The 22,185-nt window shown below is 66.0% G+C and carries 15 protein-coding genes and 1 pseudogene; 11 read left to right on the forward strand and 5 right to left on the reverse strand.

Going from position 1 to position 22,185, the window contains the following annotated elements; translation table 11 throughout:
- Positions 1-236: 236 nt before the first annotated feature.
- From HD883_RS27820 to pdeM, 4 genes and pseudogenes are all read left to right on the forward strand, one after another.
- A pseudogene (locus HD883_RS27820) lies at positions 237-1,262 on the forward strand (ligase-associated DNA damage response exonuclease); the annotation flags it as partial.
- 548 nt (positions 1,263-1,810) lie between these two features.
- Complete coding sequence (locus HD883_RS22440; RefSeq protein WP_179589192.1) at positions 1,811-3,457, forward strand: ATP-dependent DNA ligase; 1,647 nt, start codon at positions 1,811-1,813, stop codon at positions 3,455-3,457.
- Positions 3,458-3,837: 380 nt separating this feature from the next.
- Positions 3,838-7,533, forward strand: coding sequence for a ligase-associated DNA damage response DEXH box helicase (locus tag HD883_RS22445; protein WP_179589790.1), 3,696 nt, complete (start codon positions 3,838-3,840; stop codon positions 7,531-7,533).
- A gap of 17 nt (positions 7,534-7,550) precedes the next feature.
- Positions 7,551-8,234 (forward strand): ligase-associated DNA damage response endonuclease PdeM, encoded by a 684-nt coding sequence (gene pdeM, locus HD883_RS22450; RefSeq protein ID WP_179589193.1) that lies wholly within the window; start codon positions 7,551-7,553, stop codon positions 8,232-8,234.
- A gap of 85 nt (positions 8,235-8,319) precedes the next feature.
- Here the strand turns inward: pdeM and HD883_RS22455 are convergent, their stop codons facing one another.
- The 3 genes from HD883_RS22455 to HD883_RS22465 are packed head-to-tail and all read right to left on the reverse strand — an operon-like array spanning position 8,320 to position 11,245.
- Positions 8,320-9,753, reverse strand: coding sequence for an NAD(P)(+) transhydrogenase (Re/Si-specific) subunit beta (locus HD883_RS22455; protein ID WP_179589194.1), 1,434 nt, complete (start codon positions 9,751-9,753; stop codon positions 8,320-8,322).
- Complete coding sequence (locus tag HD883_RS22460; RefSeq protein WP_179589195.1) at positions 9,753-10,121, reverse strand: NAD(P) transhydrogenase subunit alpha; 369 nt, start codon at positions 10,119-10,121, stop codon at positions 9,753-9,755. The genes HD883_RS22455 and HD883_RS22460 overlap by 1 nt, the downstream gene beginning before the upstream one ends.
- Positions 10,121-11,245: a Re/Si-specific NAD(P)(+) transhydrogenase subunit alpha gene (locus tag HD883_RS22465; protein ID WP_179589196.1), complete on the reverse strand. Its 1,125-nt coding sequence runs from the start codon at positions 11,243-11,245 to the stop codon at positions 10,121-10,123. Before HD883_RS22465 ends, HD883_RS22460 begins: the two co-directional genes overlap by 1 nt.
- Before the next feature lie 281 nt (positions 11,246-11,526).
- On the opposite strand from HD883_RS22465, the gene HD883_RS22470 reads away from it, so the two are divergent.
- The 4 genes from HD883_RS22470 (at position 11,527) to mnmA (ending at position 15,023) form a co-directional block, all read left to right on the forward strand.
- A complete protein-coding gene (locus HD883_RS22470) occupies positions 11,527-12,231 on the forward strand; it encodes a FadR/GntR family transcriptional regulator (protein ID WP_179589197.1) in 705 nt (234 codons plus the stop codon).
- 73 nt (positions 12,232-12,304) lie between these two features.
- On the forward strand, positions 12,305-13,231 hold the full coding sequence (locus tag HD883_RS22475; RefSeq protein ID WP_179589198.1) for a dihydrodipicolinate synthase family protein: 927 nt from the start codon (positions 12,305-12,307) through the stop codon (positions 13,229-13,231).
- A 129-nt stretch (positions 13,232-13,360) separates the two neighbouring features.
- The gene (locus tag HD883_RS22480; protein WP_179589199.1) at positions 13,361-13,882 is read left to right on the forward strand and encodes an NUDIX hydrolase; all 522 of its coding nucleotides are present in this window, start codon (positions 13,361-13,363) and stop codon (positions 13,880-13,882) included.
- A 28-nt stretch (positions 13,883-13,910) separates the two neighbouring features.
- Positions 13,911-15,023 (forward strand): tRNA 2-thiouridine(34) synthase MnmA, encoded by a 1,113-nt coding sequence (gene mnmA, locus HD883_RS22485; RefSeq protein ID WP_179589200.1) that lies wholly within the window; start codon positions 13,911-13,913, stop codon positions 15,021-15,023.
- 4 nt (positions 15,024-15,027) lie between these two features.
- Here mnmA and HD883_RS22490 read toward each other — a convergent pair whose 3' ends face one another.
- Both HD883_RS22490 and HD883_RS22495 read right to left on the reverse strand, forming a co-directional pair.
- Positions 15,028-16,710, reverse strand: a complete 1,683-nt coding sequence (locus tag HD883_RS22490; RefSeq protein WP_179589201.1) for an FMN-binding glutamate synthase family protein — start codon at positions 16,708-16,710, stop codon at positions 15,028-15,030.
- 187 nt (positions 16,711-16,897) lie between these two features.
- Positions 16,898-17,512, reverse strand: coding sequence for a glutathione S-transferase N-terminal domain-containing protein (locus HD883_RS22495; protein ID WP_179589202.1), 615 nt, complete (start codon positions 17,510-17,512; stop codon positions 16,898-16,900).
- A gap of 165 nt (positions 17,513-17,677) precedes the next feature.
- Here HD883_RS22495 and purB point away from each other — a divergent pair, with 165 nt between their 5' ends.
- The 3 genes from purB (at position 17,678) to HD883_RS27965 (ending at position 22,048) form a co-directional block, all read left to right on the forward strand.
- Positions 17,678-19,054 carry an adenylosuccinate lyase gene (gene purB, locus HD883_RS22500; protein ID WP_179589203.1) on the forward strand — a complete coding sequence of 459 codons (1,377 nt, stop codon included), beginning with the start codon at positions 17,678-17,680 and terminating at the stop codon, positions 19,052-19,054.
- Positions 19,055-19,212: 158 nt separating this feature from the next.
- Positions 19,213-19,671, forward strand: coding sequence for a c-type cytochrome (locus HD883_RS22505; protein ID WP_179589204.1), 459 nt, complete (start codon positions 19,213-19,215; stop codon positions 19,669-19,671).
- 211 nt (positions 19,672-19,882) lie between these two features.
- Positions 19,883-22,048: a DUF3300 domain-containing protein gene (locus HD883_RS27965; RefSeq protein ID WP_179589205.1), complete on the forward strand. Its 2,166-nt coding sequence runs from the start codon at positions 19,883-19,885 to the stop codon at positions 22,046-22,048.
- Positions 22,049-22,185: the final 137 nt, after the last annotated feature.

Genomic DNA, 22,185 nt, shown 5'->3' on the forward strand with positions numbered 1-22,185 from the left:
TCCCGCTTTCACTCCTTGATGCGCCCCCCGGGCGCATTTCCTGCTGAGCCAACCTGGTACGTGGGCAGACATTGGCGTAGCAGCTTGTTTTGACGCCAGTCGCACCCACGTAGATCAAGTGCTCAGGCGATGCCACAGCCCATGTTTTCAACAAGAGCACAGCGGATCTGGCTTCGCCAGTCCGCCAGTGCTGCCTCTGGGGGAGGCGCGAAGCGCCCCGGGGGGGAGACTACCCTATGAATCTCGTCATCGCGACCCCGCAAGGCTTGTATTGCCCGCCCGGCGATTTCTATATCGATCCGTGGCGTTCGGTCGACCGTGCCGTCATCACCCATGCCCACGCCGACCACGCGCGGCGCGGGCATCGCCACTATCTGGCCGCCGCGCCAGGGGAAGGCGTGCTGCGATCACGCATGGGCGAGATCTCATTGGATGCCTTGCCCTATGGCCAGAAGGTCGTCCACAACGGCGTCACCATCTCCTTGCACCCGGCCGGTCACGTGCTGGGATCGTCGCAGGTTCGCATCGAATATCGCGGCGAGGTCTGGGTCGCGTCGGGCGACTACAAGATCGGCACCGACCCCACCTGCCTGCCGTTCGAGCCGGTGCGTTGCCACACCTTCATCACCGAATCCACCTTCGGTCTGCCTATCTACCGTTGGCAAACCGACGAAGACCTCTTCGCCGAGATCAACGCCTGGTGGCGTGAAAACGCCGATGCCGGCCGCGCGTCGGTCGTCTACGCCTATGCCTTCGGCAAGGCGCAGCGCGTGATCGCGGGCGTGGATCCGTCGATCGGCACCATCGTCATTCACGGCGCCGTCGATCCGCTCAACACCGCCTATCGCGCCGCCGGCGTGCCCCTGCCGCCCGCGTTCAAGGTCACGGACATCGAAGATAAGGCCTTGTTGCGGCGTTGCCTGGTTGTGGCGCCGCCGTCGGCGCAAGGCACACCGTGGCTGCGCCGCTTCGGCGAATATTCGGATGGCTTTGCCAGTGGCTGGATGCAGGTGCGCGGCGCGCAACGCCGGCGCGGCGTGGATCGCGGCTTTGTCATGTCGGACCACGCGGACTGGCCCGGCTTGCAGTATGCGATCAAGGAAAGCGGCGCCGAGACGGTGTATGTCACCCACGGCAGCGTGGGCCCGATGGTGCGGTGGCTGACCGAGCAAGGGTATGAAGCGCTGTCGTTCACCACGGAATATGGCGACGAGGAAGACGACTCGCAGGCGGGCGGCGAACCGGGGGCGGCCGAACCGGCTGCGGGGTCTACCGAGCCGGCAGGCGGTGCGGCGTCGGATACCGCGGCGGACGTGGATGCGGCTGGTGCTGGTGGGGCAGGGGAATGGGCTGCTGGTGCTGGTGCGGCCGGGGATCGGGCTGCTGGTGATGGGCGTGCTGGTGTTGGGGCTGCCGGCGCTACAGCCGCCGACGCCGTAAGCGCCAAGGCAGCCGCCGGCGTGCAAGCCGGCACGCAGCCTGAGCTCGCCCTGAACGCGCCGTCCGACGTGCTGGAAGCGGTGACGGAATTGAAGGCGCCAGTGGCCAAAGGCACGCCGGACCGATCGGCTGACGCCAATGAGGCGATCGACTTGGGTGAGGCCGCCGCGCCTTCCGGCGGCACCACGCCTTCCGACGCCACGGAAGACGGCAAGCCTGCGCCCCATCATCACGCCGCCGCATCTTCCGATGCCAATGAAAACGGCAAGCCTGCGTCCGATCCAGACGCCGTCGCATCTTCCGATTCCACTGAAGTCGGCAAGCCTGCGTCCGAGCATGACGCCGCCGCGCAAGGCCCGGGCACCTCGTCATGAAAGCTTTTGTCGACCTCTACACCGCGCTCGATAGCACCACGTCCAGCAAGAACAAACTGAAGGCATTGACCGATTACTTCAGCGCCGTGCCGCCCGAAGACGGCGCGTGGGCCGTGTACTTCCTGGCAGGCGGCAAGCCGCGGCAGATCATCCCCGTCAAGTTCCTGCGGGAATTCGCGCGCGAAGCCGCTGGCATTCCGGAATGGCTGTTCGACGAGAGCTACCACGCCGTCGGTGACCTGGCAGAAACCATCGCGCTGCTGCTGCCCGAGTCCGTCCATGGCGAAGACCGTGGCCTTGCCCAATGGATGTCCGAAGCGCTGCTGCCCCTGCGCGGCATGGCGCCCGACATGGCCCGCCCTTTGCTGCTCGACATGTGGTCGCGGCTGGATGCGCGCGGCCGCCTGGTCGGCACCAAGCTCATCACCGGCAGCTTCCGGGTGGGTGTGTCAAAGCTGCTGGTGACCCGTGCGCTGGCCGAAGTCAGCGGGGTGGATGCCAAACGCATTGCACAGCGGCTGGTCGGCTACACCGATCTGTCGGCACGCCCCGATGCCGACATGTTCCGTGCACTGATTGCCGAAGAAAGCGGCGACGAATCCCTGCGCCAGCACAGCGGCCATCCCTATCCCTTCTTTCTGGCCCACCCATTGCAGGCCGACGTGGCGACCTTTCCCACCGTGCTCGGCCCGCCCGCCAACTGGCAGATCGAATGGAAGTGGGACGGCATTCGCGGCCAGTTGGTAAAGCGCGCCGGCCAGACCTGGATCTGGTCGCGTGGCGAAGACCTTGTCACCGACCGCTTTCCGGAGCTGGTGGCGATTGGCGAATCTCTGCCTGACGGCACCGTGATCGACGGCGAAATCGTCGTCTGGCAAGACGGCAAGGTGCAGCCCTTCGCGATCCTGCAGCAGCGCATCGGCCGCAAGACGCTTGGCCCCAAGATCCTGCGCGACGCCCCCGTGGGCATGCTCGCGTACGACGTGCTGGAATGGAACGGCGTCGACTGGCGCACCCAGCCGCAGCACGCGCGGCGCGCCCAGCTCGATCGCATCATCGAATCGCATCCGCATCCGGCCCTGCACGCCAGCCCGCTGCTCAGTGGCGCCGAATGGTCCGACCTGGCCACCCTGCGCGAGCAATCGCGCGACCTGGGCGTCGAAGGCATGATGCTCAAGGCCCGCGACGCCCACTACGGCGTCGGCCGCACCAAGGACGTGGGCGTGTGGTGGAAGTGGAAGATAGATCCCTTCACGATTGATGCCGTGCTGATCTACGGCCAGCGCGGCCATGGCCGCCGCGCCAGCCTGTATTCCGACTACACCTTTGCCGTGTGGGACGGCGAACCCGGCGACCCCGACCGCAAGCTCGTGCCCTTTGCCAAGGCATATTCCGGCCTGACCGACGAAGAGATCGGCAAGGTCGACAACATCATCCGCAAGACAACCCTGGAAAGCTTTGGCCCCGTGCGCAGCGTCAAGCCGACCATGGTGTTCGAACTCGGCTTCGAAGGCATCGCCCGCAGCACCCGCCACAAAAGCGGCATCGCCGTGCGCTTCCCCCGCATGCTGCGCTGGCGCACCGACAAGCCGGTTGAAGAGGCGGACACGCTGACGACGCTGTCCGCGCTGCTGCCGTCATGACAAAGAAGGCGGGCATCGCGAGCGGGGCGGCTGAGGATGGCGCGGCAGCGGCGAAGCGGCGGCCGTCTGTCCGTAAGGCTGCACGGGTCTCTGATGATGCGGATGCGGGGCGTGTTCAAGACGGCGCCAAGTCCAGGACCCGGAAGGCTGCACGGACATCGAGCGTTGCTGACGAAGCGGATGCAAAGGTCGTTGAAAGCGGCGCTGATGTCACTGCTGGCAAGGCGCCTGCGATTCAAAAATTTTTGAATCCGTCATCGACTGCGGTTGCGGCTGCCTCCGAGGCCTCGTCCGTCCACGTGGAAGGGGGCGCCGCGCCGTCGGCTGCTGCCCGTCCGCGCGCGCGCCGCCGTGTCGTGCCCAAGCTGCTTGCGCCCTGGATGGCGGCCCGCGGCTGGTCGCCATTCCGTTTCCAGCAGGACGCGTGGGACGCGATCATCCATGGCAAGTCCGGCCTGTTGCACGCCACGACGGGCGCCGGCAAAACCTACGCGATCTGGCTCGGGGCGCTGCTGGCATTTGGCGCGAGAGCGGTGCATCCGCCCATGCTGGATGCGACGCAAGATGTGGCCCCGGACGCGGATAACGTCGCGTCGGACGATGACTTGCCGGCGGGAGACGGGGCCGCGCCCCGCAAGCGGCCCCGAGCCACGCATTTCGATGCGGTAGCCGGGCTGGACGAGGATGAGGATGGGGAGGAAGACGCCGACGATGCGGGCAGCAGTGCGGGTAGCGCCGCCGCGCGCCTGCGCGTCAATCTCGACCCCGCGGATGACGGCGGGGACGATGGACATGCTGGCCAGCGTGGCGGCGCGTCATCGTCGTTGTCCGGTGCCTTGCCCGAGCCACGTCGCGTGCCCCGCGAACGCCGACGCGGCTCGCAAGCCACGCGTCGCCGCGCCCTGGATGCCGCGCTTGGGCTGAGCGCGCCCAACCCGGCTTTTGAAAGCGGGACGCTGGAGTCGCAAGGCAACGCCGGCACGGCCGCTGGCAGCAATGCAGCTGCTGCATCGGATGCGCCTGGCACGCTTGCCGGTGCCGGTACCGGTGGCGGTGCCGGTGTCGGTGCCAGTGCCAGTGCCAGTGCCAGTGCCAGTGCCAGTGCCAGTGCCAGTGCCAGTGCAGGCTCCGTCGCTGGCAGCACTGCACCCGCATCCACCGCCGCGCCTGGGCCGGGCAGCTATGCCGCCTGGACTCAGGCAAGAGCGGAGAAGGCCGCCGCCGAAGCCGCCGCGCGCGCCGCCGCCGAGGCTGCTGGCAAGGCGCCCGGCAAGACAGGGCACAAAGCATCGGCAGGCAGGGAGGGCGGTAAAAGAAACAGCAGCGCAGGGAGCGAGGCGAGCAGCGAGGCAAGCAGTACTGCGGACAGCAGCGCGGGCCACGCCGAAGGTGGCAATGCCGAAGGTGGCAATGCCGAAGGCGGCAATGCAGAAGTCAGCGCCCGCAACGCCGAAAGCCTCTCCGCAGGCACCCTTTCCGATTCCGATACGCGTGTGTTCGCGCAGACCCGCGAACCGCGCTCCATCGACGACCAGGAAACCCAGGCCGCGCTGAATCCTGGCGCCATCATGCGCGCGGCGTCGTCGGCCATGCGGCGCGCCATCGCGGCCAGCCGCGCCGCGCACGCCGCCGCCTCGGCGCCATCGACCTCGGTCGCCGTACCGCCACCCCCCGCACGCATCCGCAGCCGCGCCTTCCCCCCGCCGCCGCTCACGGTGATCTGGCTGACACCCATGCGCGCGCTTGCGGCCGACACCTACAAGGCCCTCAACACGCCCGTCGATGCGCTCGGCCTCGACTGGACCGTCGGCCAGCGCACCGGCGACACCGGCAGCAGCGACCGCGCCGCCCAAGCCCGCCGCCTGCCCACCGCGCTGATCACCACGCCGGAGAGTCTGTCGCTCATGCTCGCCCGCAATGACGCGGAAGCCACCTTATCCACGGTGCGCATGGTCGTCGTCGACGAGTGGCATGAACTGCTTGGCAACAAACGCGGCGTGCAGGTGCAACTGGCCTTGGCGCGCCTGCGACGCTGGAACCCGCAATTGCAGGTCTGGGGTCTGTCCGCGACGCTGGGCAATCTTGATGAGGCGATGCAGACGCTGCTGGGCGCAAACGCCGCACCCGCACCGGCGGCCCCCCTCAGCACACATGCCGCCATCATTGAACCCGATCATCGCGGGGTGCTGGTCCGCGGCCAGGAACCCAAGACCCTGACCATCGACACGCTGCTCCCCGACGCCGTCGAACGTTTCGCCTGGGCCGGCCACTTGGGCCTGCGCATGCTGCCCAAGGTCATCAACGAAATCGCCTCGTCGTCCAATACCCTCGTCTTCACCAACACGCGCTCGCAAGCCGAACTCTGGTATCAGGCCCTGCTCGACGCCAAACCCGAATGGGCGGGCGAAATCGCCTTGCATCACGGCTCGCTCGATAAAGCCGTGCGCGACTGGGTCGAAGATGGCCTCAAGACCGGCAGTCTGCGTGCGGTGGTGTGCACGTCCAGCCTCGACCTGGGCGTCGACTTTCTGCCGGTGGACCGGGTCCTGCAGATCGGGTCCGCCAAGGGCGTCGCGCGCCTGCTGCAACGTGCCGGCCGATCCGGCCACGCGCCGGGCCGGCCCTCGCGCGTCACCCTGGTGCCGACGCACAGCATCGAAGTGATCGAAGGCGCCGCGGCGCGCGAGGCCGTGCGCGAAGGGCATGTCGAAGCCCGCACGGCGCCGGATCAGCCGCTGGATGTGCTGGTTCAGCATCTGGTCACGGTCGCGCTGGGCGGCGGGTTCACGCCCGACAACCTGTACGACGAAGTGCGTAGCGCCTGGTCCTACCGGTCCTTGTCGCGCGAATCCTGGCAGTGGTGCCTGGATTTCGTCCGACAGGGTGGCGAGTCCCTGGCCGCCTATCCCGACTACCGCCGCGTGGTGCCCGACGATGCGGGCGTGTGGCGCGTGCCCGATGCACGCCTGGCGCGCCGGCACCGCATGAGCGTCGGCACCATCGTCAGCGACGCGAGCATGCAGGTGCGGTACTGGACCGGCAAGGGGGGCGGCGGACGTCTGGGCACCATCGAAGAAAGCTTCATTGCCCGGCTCAAGCCCGGTGAAGGATTCCTGTTCGCGGGCAAGGTGCTGGAACTGGTGCGCGTGCACGAAATGACCGCGTTCGTGAAGCGCGCGTCGGCCCGCAAGCCTGCGGTGCCGCGCTGGAATGGCGGCAAGATGCCCATGTCGTCCACCCTGGCGGACGCGGTCGTGGATCAGCTGGAAGCCGCGTCCAAGGGCCATTACGACAGCCCGGAATTGCGCCTGGCCAAGCCGCTGCTCGACATTCAGCAGCGGTGGTCGGCGCTGCCGACAGCGCACAGCCTGCTGGCCGAAACGCTCAAGTCGCGCGAAGGCTGGCACCTGTTCCTGTATCCGTTCGCGGGCCGGCATGTGCACCTGGGCATCGCCAGCCTGCTCGCCTGGCGCGCGGCGCAAATCCAGCCCGCCACGTTTTCGATGGCGGTCAACGACTACGGCCTGGAGCTGCTGTCGTCGACGCCAGTCGACTGGGTCAATGCCCTGCCGCGCATTCTGGAAACGCGCTTGCCGGCCGGTGTGGCGCCGCCCGACCTGCCCGACGACCTGCTCAAGGAGATCCTGGACAGCATGAATGCCGGCGAACTGGCGCAGCGCCGCTTTCGGGAGATCGCGCGTGTGTCGGGGCTGATCTTCCAGGGCTTTCCGGGCGCGGCCAAAAGCATGCGGCAGGTGCAGGCATCGTCCGGACTGTTCTACGACGTGTTCCGCAAATATGACCCGGGCAACCTGCTGTTGACCCAGGCCGAACGCGAGGTGCTCAGCCAGGAACTCGACATTGCCCGCCTCCAGCACACGCTGGCGCGGCTGCGGGAACGCGAACTGGACCTGCGCGTGCTGGAACGGCCGACGCCCTTCGGCTTTCCGCTGCTGGTGGAACGTTTCCGCGAGAAGTTGTCGAACGAATCACTGGCCGATCGCGTAGCCCGCATGGTCCAGAATCTCGAACAGGTCGCCGACGCGCCCATCAAGACGCGCCGCGCGGCCTCCTAGTATTGGAATTGCCCGCTTTGAATCTTCCTGTTCATGTCGAGATCGACTGCCACGGCGAACGCCTGTGGCTGCTGGCCGATCACGCCATCTGGTGGCCCGCGCAGCGCACCTTGCTGATTGCCGATGCCCACTTCGGCAAGGCCGCCACGTACCGCGTGCTGGGCCAGCCCGTGCCGCACGGCACGACCCAACATAACGTCGAACGCATCGATGCCTTGCTGGACCTTTACCCGGCCAGGCACATCGTTTTCCTGGGCGACTTTCTGCATGGTCCCCAGGTGCACCGTTCCACCGGCCCGACCTTCGACACGCTGCTGGCATGGCGCGCCCGCCATCCGGACCTGCTGTGCACGCTGGTGCGCGGCAATCACGATGCCCGTGCCGGCGACCCGCCCAAGGCGCTGCAGTTCGAGGTCGTGAACGAGCCGTTCCTGATGGGATCGCTGGCGCTGTGTCACCATCCCCAGCGCCACCCGACGCACTACGTGCTGGCCGGGCACGAGCACCCCGTGTTCGTGCTGCGCGGGCGCGGGCGGGACAGCCTGCGGCTGCCCGGTTTCGTGTTCGATGACGGCGCCGCGGTGCTGCCGGCGTTTGGCGACTTTACGGGGGGCTACGCCGTGCAGCACGCCCCTGGCCGGCGGATCTATGTAGCGGGTGGCGGTGGCGTGTGGCAAGTGCAAGGACATGTGCAGGTGTGATGGGTGATACGCGGCAACGCGCCGCGGCCGGCATGCTGTCTGCCACCCCGGTGCCCGGGGGTGACGGACGCAGCATCCCTGGCCGTCACTCCACCGCCTTCACCATGTCTTCAACGACCTTCTTTGCATCGCCAAACACCATCATGGTCTTGTCGAGATAGAAGAGCTCGTTGTCCAGCCCCGCATATCCGGCAGCCATCGACCGCTTGTTCACGATCACGGTCCGCGCCTTGTAGGCCTCCAGGATCGGCATGCCGGCAATGGCCGATTTGGGATCCGTCTTGGCCGCCGGGTTGACCACGTCGTTCGCGCCCAGCACCAGCACCACGTCAACCTGCCCGAACTCGCTGTTGATGTCGTCCATCTCGAACACCTGTTCGTAGGGCACTTCGGCCTCGGCCAGCAGCACGTTCATGTGCCCCGGCATGCGGCCCGCTACGGGGTGGATCGCATACTTCACGTCCACGCCGCGCGCCACCAGCTTGCTGGTCAGCTCTTTCAGCGCATGCTGCGCGCGGGCCACGGCCAACCCATACCCCGGCACGATCACCACCGTTTCGGCATTGGTCAGCATGAAGGCCGCATCGTCGGGGCTGCCCGACTTGACCGGCCGCTGCACCTGCTCGCCCGCCGCCGCGCCACCGCCGGCTTCGCCACCAAAGCCGCCCAGGATCACGTTGAAGAACGACCGGTTCATGGCCTTGCACATGATGTACGACAGGATGGCCCCTGACGATCCCACCAGCGATCCCGCAATGATCAGCATGGGGTTGTTGAGCGAGAACCCGATGCCAGCCGCCGCCCAGCCCGAGTAGCTGTTCAGCATCGACACCACCACCGGCATGTCGGCCCCGCCGATCGGGATGATGATCAGCACGCCCAGCACGAAGGCGATCGCCAGCATCAGCACGAACGGCGTCCAGCTTTGCGTGAGCACGAACCAGGCGCCGCAGCCCAGCATCGCGATGCCCAGCGCCAGGTTGAGCAGGTGCTGCCCGGGAAACTGCACCGGCGCACCGCGGAACACCCGCAGCTTGTACTTGCCGGACAGCTTGCCAAACGCAATGACGGATCCCGAAAACGTGATGGCGCCCACGAAGCTGCCGATGAACAGTTCAATCCGGTTGCCGAACGGGATGGGCGTGCCGACCGCGGCAATGCCGAAGGCATGCGGTTCGGCCACCGCGGCAATCGCGATGAAGACCGCCGCCAAGCCGATCATGCTGTGCATGAAGGCGACCAGTTCGGGCATCTTGGTCATCTCGACGCGCTTGGCCATGATCGTGCCGGCCGTGCCGCCGATCAGCAGACCCACCAGTACCCATGCCAGCCCGATCGCAGGCGCCTGGCTGAGCCGCGCGATCAGTGCGCCAGTCGTCAACACCGCGATGGTCATGCCGATCATGCCAAAGGCATTGCCGCGCCGCGACGTTGTCGGATGCGACAGCCCCTTCAGCGCCTGGATGAAGCACACCGACGCAACCAGATAGAGCAGGGTGACCACATTGAGCGAGAGCATCAGTGTGTCTCCTTCGCTGCGGAAGGAGTGGCCTTGGCATCGGCCTTGCCGGCGTCACCGCCCGCGGCGCGCGGCGCCTTGTCCTTCTTGCGGAACATTTCCAGCATGCGGCGCGTGACCAGAAAGCCGCCAAACACATTGACCGCCGCCAGCGCCACGGCCAGCACGCCCATGGTCTTGCCCAGCGTGGTGTCGGTCAGCGCCGCCGCCAGCATCGCGCCCACGATGATGATGGCCGAGATGGCATTGGTCACCGCCATCAGTGGCGTATGCAAGGCAGGCGTGACGTTCCAGACCACGTGATACCCGACGTAGATCGCCAGCACGAAAATGATCAGGTTGATGACGGTGTGATCGATCAGGTCCATCAGGCGCTCCTTGTCACGCGGTTGGCGTCGGCCACCATGCAGGCCGCCACGATCTCGTCTTCGCGCTGGATGGCCAGCGCGCCTTCCTTGTCCAGGATCAGCTTCAGGAAATCCAGCACGTTGCGGGCATACAGCGCGGACGCATCCGTGCCCACCATGGCCGGCAGGTTCGTGTAGCCGATCAGGGTGACGCCGTGCGCGACCACGACCTCGTCGGGCCGCGACAAGGGGCAGTTGCCGCCACGTTCCACCGCCAGGTCGACAATGACCGACCCCGGCTTCATGGCCTTGACCGTGTCTTCGGACACCAGTACGGGGGCAGGGCGGCCCGGGATCAAGGCGGTGGTGATGACGATGTCCGCCTGCTTGCATCGTTCGGCCACCAGGCCCGCCTGGCGCGCCATCCACGCCGCGGGCATCGGCCGCGCGTAGCCGCCGGTGCCTTGGGCGATCTCCCGTTCTTCGTCGGTCTCGAAGGGCACGTCGATGAACTTGGCGCCCAGCGATTCGATCTGTTCCTTGGCGGCCGGCCGCACGTCGGACGCTTCGACCACCGCGCCCAGCCGTTTGGCCGTGGCGATTGCCTGCAGGCCCGCCACGCCCGCGCCCAGCACCACCACGCGCGCAGCCTTGACCGTGCCCGCCGCCGTCATCAGCATGGGCATGAAACGGCCATAGGCATTGGCCGCCAGCAGCACCGCCTTGTAGCCGGCAATATTGGCCTGTGACGAGAGCACGTCCAGGCTTTGCGCCCGGGTGATCCGTGGCGCGGCTTCCAGCGCAAACGCCGTGACGCCCGTGGCGGCCAGGGCAGACAGGCCCTCGGCGTCGAACGGGTTCAGCATGCCGACCAGTACCTGGCCCGGGCGCAGATGCGCGCGTTCATCGGAAGCGGGCGCCTGCACTTTCAGCATCACATCGGCCTGGGCGTACAGGTCTGCCGCGTTGGGAACAACCTGCGCGCCGGCCGCCACGTACGCGTCGTCAAGATATTGCGAGGCCTGCCCGGCGCCGGCCTGAATCAGGACCTGCGCGCCCGAGGCACACAGCTTCTTGACCGTTTCGGGGGTGGCGGCGACGCGCGTCTCTCCTGACCGGGTTTCGGTCGGGATACCGATCTTCATGGTGCGGACTCCTCGAGTGGACGACGCATCGCGGATGACACGCCGGTCATGCTTGTCGATCGTTCCTAACGCTGATTCTTCTTGTTGTGCCAGGGCATCCTAGCATGCAGAACACGTTTGCTTACATGCGTTCTTTCCCGCGGCAGGACAGGAACATCCAGGTGTCCCGTCACCCCTGCAGTTGACTGGTTGTATGATGACCGGGTAAGGTACCGCCTACCTGACGTGTCCCGCCCGGCGCCCCGTCCGGCGCCCGCACCTGACCCCTGCATCACCCGTACATGACCATTTCCGCGCTTCGCAGCAACAACCTTGTCGAACAATTGAGCCAGGCGCTTACCGCCCAAATCGTGTCGGGCGAACGCGTGGCAGGCAGCCGGTTGCCGACGGAAGAAAAGCTGGCCACCGATTACGGTGTCAGCCGCACCGTGGTGCGCGAAGCCATTTCGCGCCTGAAGTCGGACGGCCTGGTCATCACGAAACAGGGACTGGGCGCTTTCGTGGCCAGCTCCTTGCGGAACACGCCGTTCCGGATCGACGGCGACCGCAAGGACAGCCACAAGCTGGTGCAGGAAGTGTTCGAGCTGCGCATTGGCGTCGAAACCGAAGCGGCGGCCTTGGCTGCGGAGCGCGGGACGGCGCCGCAGATCAAGGCGATCCGCACCGCGTTGAACACGCTTAACCGCGCCAGCGAGATCGGGTCGAACGGCGTCGAGGAAGACTTGCGTTTCCATCGCGCGATTGCTCGCGCGGCGAACAACGCGCTGTACGACGGGTTTGTCGAATTCCTGGAGCGCCACACGCGCGAGCAGCTGTCGATCAGCCGCGTGAACTGTGAGATCGCCGGCTGGCTGCGCGACATCCAGCTGGAACACCAGGCGATCTTTGATGCGATCGCCGCGCATGACCCGGCAGCGGCGCGTATCGCGGCCCATGCCCACCTACGCAACGGCATGACCCGCCTGCGCCGCATTGAGACCCACTGATTTTTTTCGTTCTTTTGTATCGAACCCAGTCAACTCTGATCCGCTTTGCGTGATCGCTTTTTTCGGATGAATCATGTCGACGTCTACCCGCCTGGAAGGTGTTCTCGCACCGGTTGTCACGCCCTTCAAACCTGATTACGCGCCGGATGCCTCGCGGTTCGTGAAGCACTGCCAGTGGCTGCTGGACAGCGGTTGCGCGGGGTTGGCGGTGTTTGGCACGAACAGTGAAGCCAACTCGTTGTCGGTCAACGAAAAGACGGCGCTGCTGGACGCCTTGGTCGGCTCGGGCGTGCCCGCGCAGACGCTGATGCCTGGTACCGGCGCGTCCAGCCTGACGGACGCCATCACCATGACCGCCCACGCCGCCAAGCTGGGTTGCGGTGGCGTGCTGATGCTGCCGCCGTTCTTCTACAAAGGCGTGTCCGACGAAGGTCTGTTCCGCTACTACAGCACCGTGATCGAGACGGTGGCGAGCGATGCGCTGCAGGTCTACCTGTATCACATCCCCCCGGTCTCGCAGGTCGGCATTTCGCTCAAGCTGGTGGAGCGTCTGCTGAAGGCGTACCCGAAGAATATCGCCGGCCTGAAGGACTCGTCGGGCGACTGGAGCAACACCAAGGCGCTGCTGGACGAATTTTCCAAGTCGGGCTTTGACGTGTTTGCCGGCAGCGAAGTGTTCCTGCTCGAAAACATGCGTCATGGCGGCAAGGGTTGCATCACCGCCACCGGCAACGTCAACCCGGGTGCGATCGCCAACGTGTATCGCAACTGGCAGACGGCCGAAGCCGACGCGCTTCAGCAAGGCATTACGTCTACCCGCGAACTGGTCCAGAAGTACTCGATGATCCCGGCGCTCAAGGCCATCATCGCCGACTTTTCGGGCGACTCGGCATGGCGCACCGTGCGTCCGCCGCTGGTCGAACTGCCTGGTGACCAGGAAGCCGACATGCTGGCCAAGCTCAAGGCTACCGGCTTTACGATGCCTGGCCTGCGCGGCTAAGGGCGCTGCCCCTGCGCGCCCCCGGGGCTACGGTCCACAGGGGTTGCGCGGCTGTCGCCCATCGACGGCGTACCCGGCTTCTGCTGCCGCGGTACGCCGTCTGCGCTTGGGCTGAAGTAAAATCGCCAGATGAACTTGAACGACACCCACGTCTGGACGCCCCGCGCCACCGTTGCTGCCGTGATCGAGCGTGACGGCAAATTCCTGATGGTCGAAGAAGACACCGCGGACGGTGTCCGGCTGAACCAGCCCGCCGGCCATCTCGAACCCGGCGAGTCCCTGGCCGCGGCAGCCATCCGCGAAACCCTCGAAGAAACTGCCCACGTGCTGCAGCCGGTCGGCCTGCTCGGCACTTATTTATGGCGCACGGGGGGTGACAATGCACGAACCGGCACCACCTATCTCAGGTTCGCTTTCGTTGGCACGGTCGGCGAGCCCGATCGTACCCGCGAGCTGGACGTCGGCATCCGCCGCGCCCTCTGGATGACCGCCGACGCATTGCGGGCCTGTCCGGCCAGACACCGCAGTCCCCTGGTCATGCAATGCGTGGACCACTACCTGGCCGGTCGCGCCAGTGGCCGGGGCTGGATCCCGCTGACCGCGCTTCATACGGATTCGTCGGTTTCAGATTCCCCCCTTTCAGACAACTGATTTTCACTCGCAGCATTGGCAATTCATCATGGCAAACAAGGGTCGTATCGTCGTAGGCATGTCCGGGGGAGTCGACTCCTCGGTCAGCGCGTGGCTGCTCAAGCAGCAGGGCTACGAGGTGGTCGGCCTGTTCATGAAGAATTGGGAAGATGACGACGATTCCGAATACTGCTCGACCCGCCAGGATTGGCTGGATGCGGTCAGCGTGGCCGACATGATCGGTGTCGACATCGAAGCCGTGAATTTTGCGGCGGAATACAAGGATCGCGTGTTCGCCGAATTCCTGACGGAATATTCCGCCGGACGCACGCCCAATCCCGACGTGCTGTGCAATGCCGAAATCAAGTTCAAGGCCTTCCTGGATCACGCCATGGCGCTGGGCGCCGAACAGATTGCCACGGGTCACTATGCCCGGGTACGGCAGGCGACGGACGGTCCTGATGCCGGCCGCTTCCAGTTGCTGAAGGCGCTGGATGCCAGCAAGGACCAGAGCTATTTCCTGCACCGTCTGAACCAGCAGCAGCTATCGCGCACCGTGTTTCCGCTAGGCGAGATCCCGAAGACCGAAGTGCGGCGCATTGCCCATGAACTGGGCCTGTCGAACGCCGCCAAGAAGGATTCGACCGGCATCTGCTTTATTGGCGAACGGCCCTTCCGCGATTTCCTGAATCGTTACCTGCCCACCAAGCCGGGCCCGATCAAGACGCCCGAAGGCGATCTGATCGGGGAACACGTCGGCCTGTCGTTCTACACGCTGGGCCAGCGCAAGGGGCTGGGCATTGGTGGCGTGAAAGGCAAGCAGCACGACGATGGCACCAGCGACGCCTGGTACGTGGCGCGCAAGGACATCCCGAGCAACACGCTGTACGTGGTGCAGGGGCATGACCATCCGTGGTTGTTGAGCCGGTCCTTGCAGGCGCAGAACGCGTCGTGGGTGGCGGGCGACGCGCCGGTGCTGGCCAGCGAATACGGGTCCAAGACCCGCTACCGCCAGAGCGATTCACCGGCCGTGCTGAATGCCGCCAGCGGCGCCGAATTCGCGCTGGATTTCTCCGCCGCGCAATGGGCCGTCACGCCCGGTCAGTCGGCGGTGCTGTATGACGGCGACATCTGCCTGGGCGGCGGCATCATCGCGTCCTGAGCCCTCAAGCGCTCATCTTCTCGACTACGGCTTCGCTCACCGTCTGCTTCGGCGCACCGGGGTTCGTCCCGGTGGCCGTCTCCGGCTTGACCGGCTCGAACGAATTCGCCTGCGCCATCGGCCAGAACGTCCGGTAGACCGCGTACTCGACCTCGCCGTCCAGCAATTCACCGGGCTTCAGGAACGGGAAAAGTCCGGCCAGCAGCTTCACCTCATTGCCCGACAACCGCCGAACGATGTGCTCCGGCCCCAGCTTGTTCGGGTGCGGCAGTCCGGCGGCTGAGACCAATTCCGACAGCGCCCGCAGCGTGTTGCGGTGGAAGTTGTAGACCCGTTCCCCCTTGTCGGGAACGACGATGGCGCGCTGGCGCACCGGGTCTTGCGTGGTGACGCCGGTGGGGCAGGTGCCCGTGTGGCAGGTCTGCGCCTGGATGCAGCCCACCGCGAACATGAAGCCGCGCGCGCTGTTGCACCAGTCGGCGCCCATCGCCATGGTCCGCGCAATGTCGAACGCCGTGATGATCTTGCCCGAGGCCCCCAGCTTGATGCGATCGCGCAGCCGGGTCCCGACCAGGGTGTTGTGCACCAGCAGCAGGGCGTCCTGCAGCGGCACCCCCACGTGGTCGGTAAATTCCACGGGCGCCGCGCCCGTGCCGCCTTCGGCTCCGTCCACCACGATAAAGTCCGGCGTGATGCCGGTTTCCAGCATGGCCTTGACGATGGCAAACCATTCCCACGGGTGCCCCAGGCACAGCTTGAAGCCGACCGGCTTGCCGCCCGACAGGGTGCGCAGGCGTTTGACGAACTGCATCAGCCCGATCGGTGTGCTGAATTCCCCATGCGCCGACGGTGAATTGCAATCGACGCCAACCAGCACGCCGCGCGCCTCGGCAATTTCGGCCGTGACCTTGCTGCCCGGCAGAATGCCACCGTGGCCGGGCTTGGCGCCCTGCGACAGCTTGATCTCGATCATGCGCACATTGGGCTGCGTGGCGTTGCGCACAAAGGCTTCTTCGTTGAAGCGGCCCTCGGCATCGCGGCAGCCGAAGTAACCCGATCCGATATTCCAGATCAGGTCGCCGCCCGGCTTGCGGTGGTAGCTGCTGATGCCGCCTTCACCGGTGTCGTGCGCAAAATTGCCTTTCTTGGCGCCGGTGTTCAGCGCCAGCACGGCGTTGGCCGACAGCGACCCGAAACTCATGGCCGAAATATTGAAGATCGACGCGTTATAGGGCTGCGTACAGTCCGGCCCGCCCACGGTGACGCGAAAGTCGTAGTTGTCGATGTGGATCGGCGCCATGGAATGGTTGATCCATTCATAACGCGTGTTGTAGACGTCTTCTTGTGTGCCGAACGGGCGCTTGTCCAGTTCCTGCTTGGCGCGCTGATACACGATCGACCGCTGGTTGCGCGAGAACGGCTGCGCGTTGGTGTCGTCTTCCAGGAAGTACTGACGCACTTCGGGGCGCACCAGTTCGAACAGGAAACGCAGGTTGCCAATGATGGGGTAGTTGCGCAGGATCGCGTGCTGCGTCTGCCGCAGGTCGTAGATGCCGACGGCAACGAGCAGGGCGCAGATCAGCGCGGCAATCGCCCAGCCCGGCCGTTCAAATGCGACGGCGCCGAAAACGATCGTGCCGAGAACGGACAGCCAGAGTGTGGCGTAACGGGGAGCAAACCAGGCCATGCGCACTTCCTTGGGTCAGCCAGATAGCCGACTAGGATAGCAGCGCAGGGTCACGGGAAGATGAATGCCCGGACGAATCGGGCCAGGTGGGGAATTACGTAGGAAGGCGACGGCATGTGCCGCCGGCCGTCACGCAGCAGGCGGGCAAGCAGCAACCATTACGCCGCAGGCGGGCCAGCAGCAACCATTACGCCGCAGGCGGTCGCGTATCCATGAACGACGGACGCTGGCTGAGCTTGTCCAGCAGACGCGCCAGGTTCAGATGGCGGCTGCGCCAGTCCAGGTCGGGAAAGCGGAAGTCCAGGTATCCCAATGCGCACCCGGTCGCCACGTCGGCCAGCGTGTAGCTGTTGCCGACACAGAACGGCTTTTCGGCCAAGCCATTGGCCATTGCGTCCAGCGATGCGCGGATCTTGCCGTGCTGGCGGGCAATCCAGGCGTCGCTGCGCAAGGACGGATCGCGCTGCGTATGTTCGGCGCGGATCAGGATGGCGGCGTCCAGCAGGCCGTCGGCCAGCGCTTCCCAGCATTTGACTTCGGCGCGCTCGCGGCCCGATTGCGGCAGCAGGCGGCAGACCGGGCTCATGGTGTCCAGGTACTCGGCGATCACGCGCGAGTCGAACACGGCGCCGGCGTCTTCCATCACCAGGCAGGGCACCTTGCCGAGCGGGTTGGAATCCTGGATACGCGTATCGGGGGCCCACACATCTTCCAGCTCGAACTGGTAGTCGAGTTTTTTCTCGGCCATCACGATCCGCACTTTGCGAACGAAGGGGCTGGCCAGGGAACCGATCAGTTTCATAGTGCAGCGGATCAGAAAAAAGATGATAAAAGGGACGACTGATGACGTGTCTGTACGCGTATTCGCACGAACCTTGAACGCAGCCCGAACGGGCGCCGAGTATACCACCCGGGATGTATCCCCTGATGCGCCGGTGCTACAATTTCTTTTTACTATCAAGCGCTTATGAAAACTTCCGACCAGCTCAGCCCACTCAATGCATTGTCGCCGCTGGACGGTCGCTATGCCAGCCGGGGCGCCGTTTTGCGCCCGCTCCTTTCCGAAGCCGGCTTCATGCTGCATCGGGTCCAGGTCGAAGTCACCTGGCTTGAAGCACTGTCCGACGCAGGCCTGCCCGAACTGCCCGCGTTCTCGGCCGACGCCCGCGCGCGCCTGAAGGCGCTGGTCGCTGACTTTACCGAAGCCGACGCGCAGCGCATCAAGGACATCGAACGCGTCACCAACCACGACGTGAAAGCAGTCGAATACTGGCTGAAGGAAAAGGTCGCCGATCACGCCGAATTGTCGGGCGCGGCCGAATTCATCCACTTTGCCTGCACGTCCGAAGACATCAACAACACGTCGCACGCGCTGATGCTGAACGCGGCGCGCAAGGAAGGCCTGCTGCCCGCATTGCAGGGCCTGCACGACAAGCTGGTGGCGCTGGCCAACGACCATGCCGACCAGCCGCTGCTGTCGCGCACCCACGGCCAGCCGGCCAGCCCGACCACCATGGGCAAGGAATTCGCAAACATGGCCGCCCGACTGAGCCGCGCGATTGCCGAAATCGCCCGCGTCGAACCGCTGGCCAAAATGAACGGCGCCGTCGGCAACTACAACGCCCACCTGTCGGCCTATCCGGAAATCGATTGGGAAGGCTTCAGCGCCAAGGTGCTGACCTCGATGGGCCTGACGCAAAACCGTCACACCATCCAGATCGAACCGCACGACTGGATGTCGCAGCTGTTCGACGCCGTGTCGCGCGCCAACGTGATCCTGCTGGATGTGAACCGCGACATCTGGGGCTACATCTCGCTGGGCTACTTCAAGCAGCGCCTGAAAGAAGGCGAGATCGGTTCGTCGACCATGCCGCACAAGGTCAACCCGATCGACTTCGAAAATTCCGAAGGCAATCTGGGCCTGGCCAACGCCACTCTGCGTCACATGGCCGACAAGCTGCCCGTGTCGCGCTGGCAGCGTGATCTGACCGACTCCACGGTGCTGCGCAACCTGGGCGTGGGCTTCGGCTACGCGCTGGTGGCGTACGACGCCTGCCTGCGCGGTCTGAACAAGCTCGAAATCAACAGCGCCGCCATCGACGCCGATATCGACGCCTGCTGGGAAGTGCTGGCCGAACCCGTCCAGACGGTCATGCGCCGCTATGGCCTGCCACAGCCGTATGAACAACTCAAGGCGCTCACGCGCGGCAAGGGCATCACCGAAGAAGCGTTGCGCGAATTCGTCAGTGGATTGGAATTGCCGGAAGAACCCAAGGCACGCTTGATGGCCATGACGCCTCGCAGCTACATTGGCCTTGCGGCTGAGCTGGCGCGCAAGCTGTAACGGGCTTTCGGCAGGTAGCTCACGGCCTCCTTTCACGGTAGGCTTGAGCCAGGCTGTGGGCAATCACTCCGCAGCCTGTCGCAGGCTTTGTTCAGCTGCTGCGACCCGTTCACGCCATCTCTTTCGCATTCCCGCAAGCTTTCTCTGGAGTTTCCCGCATGAAGAAACTGTCTCGTGTGCTGCTGGTGGCCTGTACGGTCGCCGCGCCGATGCTCTATTCCGCAACGGCTGCCGCCCAATTCGCCAAGCCCGAAGATGCCATTCACTATCGCCAATCGGCGTTGACCGTCATGGCCACGCACTTTGGCCGTATCGGCGCCATCGTTAAGGGCGAACGTCCTTTCGACGCTGCCACCGTCCAGGCGGATGCTGCCCTGGTCGCGTCCATGTCCAAGCTGCCTTGGGCAGCCTTTGGTCCGGGCACGCAAGGCGGCAAGGCGCGCCCTGAAGTCTGGAGCGACAACGCCAAGTTCGTGCAAGCATCGCAGCGTCTGGAAGGCGACGTCGCCAAGCTGCAGACCGCCGCGCAATCGGGCGACATCGCCCAGATTCGCACGGCCTTTGGCGCAGTGGGCGCCAGCTGCAAGAACTGCCACGACAGCTTCCGCGCACGCTGATTCCGGGCGGCCGGACGGCGGGTGCTGCGATGCGGCAAAACCCGCGTGGTTGCTGGGTTAATCGCAGGTTTGCGGGTAGTTTGATCGCCTGTAATCGATCGCAATATCTTTGAGGCGCTTTTCGGCGCCTGTTGCAAAAAAAGCCGGATGATTTCTGGCTTTTTTTGCGTCCCGGCGGTCGAATGGGGTATCTGTTCAAGGAGGAGCCATCATGGTCTCCGTCTCCCGAATCGCCGTCTGCGTCGCCGCCGCGTTGTCGACGCTTGCCGTGCCCCTGCAAGGCATCGCGCAGGAAACCGTCTTCCCGACGTTGCCCGATTCCAATATCCGTTCCACATCCACATCCAATTCCAGCTACGCGGAGCCCGGCCAACTCGAACAGTTGGTCGCGCCGATCGCGCTGTATCCCGATTCGCTGCTGTCGCAGGTGCTGATGGCGTCCACCTATCCGCTGGAAGTGGTGGAAGCGGCGCGCTGGCGCCAGGCGCATCCTGGCCTGACGGGTGCGGCGCTGGAAGACGCCGTGCAGCAGGAAGACTGGGATCCCAGCGTCAAGTCGCTGGTCGCCTTTCCGACCGTGCTGGACATGATGAACGACCACCTGCGCTGGACGTCCGACCTGGGCGACGCGTTCCTGTCGCAGCAGACCGCCGTCATGGACAAGGTGCAAGAGATGCGCTATCGGGCGCAGACGGCCGGCAATCTGCAGTCGACGCCCCAGCAGAACGTGATCGTGGCCGAGACCGCGCCACGCACCATCATCCGTATCGAACCGGCCCAGCCCGACGTGATCTACGTGCCGACCTACAACCCGCAGGTGGTGTACGGCGCCTGGGCGTACCCGGCGTACACGCCGTTCTACTGGTCGCCGCCGGGATATGTCGCTGCCGGGGCGATCTTTGGTTTTGCGTCGGGCATTTTTGTCGGCCACGCGCTGTGGGGCGGATATGACTGGCGCCGGCACAGCGTGAACGTGGTCAACGTGACCAACTACAACCGCTTCAGCCGCACATCGTGGGGCGGCGGGCCCTGGCGCCATGATCCGGGGCATCGCGGGCCGGTGGGGTATGGCCCGGGCGGCGGGTATCGGGATGGCGGGTATCGCGACGGCGGGCCGGGCAACCGTTTCGGATCGCGCGAACAGTTCCGGCCCCGTGCGGATGCCGGGCGGGGTGACCTGGGACGCGTGGATCGCGGGGCGTATGGCGGTGACCGCGGCGGGGATCGCTTCGGGGACCGTGGCGGTGATCGTGGCAACGGCGGCGGTCGCGGGCCCGGTGGCCCTGGCGGCGGCCAGCAATTCAGTGGCGGCGGCGTGCCGGGTGGCGCGCAGGGCTTCTACGGCGGTGGAGGCGGCCGCGGCCCGGGCGGGCAAGGCGGGGCGCCCGGTGGGTCGGCAGGCGGAGCTCCTGGCGGTGGTCAGGGGGCAGGCGGTCACGGCGGCGGGGGTCAAGGCGGCGGACGCCACATGTCTGGCGAAGCGCCCGCTCCAGGTATCGTGAACACAGCAGGCCCGGGCGGCCAGCCCGGGGGCTTCGGCGACCGCGGCAACGGCAGTTTTGGCGGGCGGGGTAACGATGGCTTTGGTGGCCGAGGCAACCCCAACGGCATGCAGGGCGGCAATGGCGGGGGCTTTCCGCGGTCCGACTTTGGCGGCAGCCGCGGTGGCTTCCCGCAGACCGGGTCCCTGAACCCGCAAACCGGGCCGCTCAACACGCAGACCGCGCCGGGCAACCCGCAAACGGCACCTGGCGGTTTCCAGACCGCGCCCGGCAACCCACGCACGGGTCCAGGCAACCCGCAGACCACCGGCGGCTCGCGCATGTCGTCGTTCGGCGAGGCCGCCAGCCGTCCTGACGGCGGCTTTCCGCGGTCCGGGCAGGGCGACGACGGCCGGTCCCTGCGCGCCGGGTCTCCCCAATTCATCGGGGGCTCCGGCCGCAACGACGGCAGCGCCCCGCAAATCAGCGGCGGACCGCGTTTCAGCGGCGGTGGTGCCGCACCCCAGATCAGCGGCGGTTCACGCTACGGTGATGGCGCCGCGCCCCAGATTAACGGCGGCCAGCGCTTCAACGGCGGCGCGTCGGAACGCAGCATCAGCGCAGGCGGCGGCTACTCGCGCGGCCCCGCGCCGCAAGTGGGCGGCGGTGGCGCGCCCCAAATGAGCGGCGGCTTTCAACGTAGCGGCGGCGCAGGCGGCCCGTCCATGAACGGCGGCGGCTTTCAGCGCGGTGGCGGTGGCGGCGCGCCCGGCATGGGCGGCGGTGGTGGCGGAGGACGTGGCGGTGGGGGAGGCGGCTTTGGCGGCGGCGGTGGCCATGGCGGAGGGGGAGGCGGCCACGGCGGCGGCGGTGGTCATGGCGGTGGCCGTTCCTGAGCACATTGACGGCGGCAGTCGCTAACCGTCGCAGGCAACCGCAACGTCTGCCTTGAGCGAGGTGGCTGGCCGTAGCCATGGCTACAGTTACAGCTACATCACCACCCGAAGCAACCGCACCACCCGAAGCAACGGCA

It is taken from the genome of Pigmentiphaga litoralis (genome assembly GCF_013408655.1).
GTDB lineage: Bacteria > Pseudomonadota > Gammaproteobacteria > Burkholderiales > Burkholderiaceae_B > Pigmentiphaga > Pigmentiphaga litoralis_A.

Bases quoted from the DNA above. Each gene is read 5' to 3' on its own strand.
- HD883_RS22440 (WP_179589192.1), top strand. From the start codon at position 1,811: ATGAAAGCTTTTGTCGACCTCTACACCGCGCTCGATAGCACCACGTCC.
- HD883_RS22445 (WP_179589790.1), top strand. From the start codon at position 3,838: ATGGCGGCCCGCGGCTGGTCGCCATTCCGTTTCCAGCAGGACGCGTGG.
- HD883_RS22455 (WP_179589194.1), bottom strand. From the start codon at position 9,753: ATGCTCTCGCTCAATGTGGTCACCCTGCTCTATCTGGTTGCGTCGGTG.
- HD883_RS22460 (WP_179589195.1), bottom strand. From the start codon at position 10,121: ATGGACCTGATCGATCACACCGTCATCAACCTGATCATTTTCGTGCTG.
- HD883_RS22465 (WP_179589196.1), bottom strand. From the start codon at position 11,245: ATGAAGATCGGTATCCCGACCGAAACCCGGTCAGGAGAGACGCGCGTC.
- HD883_RS22470 (WP_179589197.1), top strand. From the start codon at position 11,527: ATGACCATTTCCGCGCTTCGCAGCAACAACCTTGTCGAACAATTGAGC.
- HD883_RS22475 (WP_179589198.1), top strand. From the start codon at position 12,305: ATGTCGACGTCTACCCGCCTGGAAGGTGTTCTCGCACCGGTTGTCACG.
- HD883_RS22480 (WP_179589199.1), top strand. From the start codon at position 13,361: ATGAACTTGAACGACACCCACGTCTGGACGCCCCGCGCCACCGTTGCT.
- mnmA (WP_179589200.1), top strand. From the start codon at position 13,911: ATGGCAAACAAGGGTCGTATCGTCGTAGGCATGTCCGGGGGAGTCGAC.
- HD883_RS22490 (WP_179589201.1), bottom strand. From the start codon at position 16,710: ATGGCCTGGTTTGCTCCCCGTTACGCCACACTCTGGCTGTCCGTTCTC.
- HD883_RS22495 (WP_179589202.1), bottom strand. From the start codon at position 17,512: ATGAAACTGATCGGTTCCCTGGCCAGCCCCTTCGTTCGCAAAGTGCGG.
- purB (WP_179589203.1), top strand. From the start codon at position 17,678: ATGAAAACTTCCGACCAGCTCAGCCCACTCAATGCATTGTCGCCGCTG.
- HD883_RS22505 (WP_179589204.1), top strand. From the start codon at position 19,213: ATGAAGAAACTGTCTCGTGTGCTGCTGGTGGCCTGTACGGTCGCCGCG.
- HD883_RS27965 (WP_179589205.1), top strand. From the start codon at position 19,883: ATGGTCTCCGTCTCCCGAATCGCCGTCTGCGTCGCCGCCGCGTTGTCG.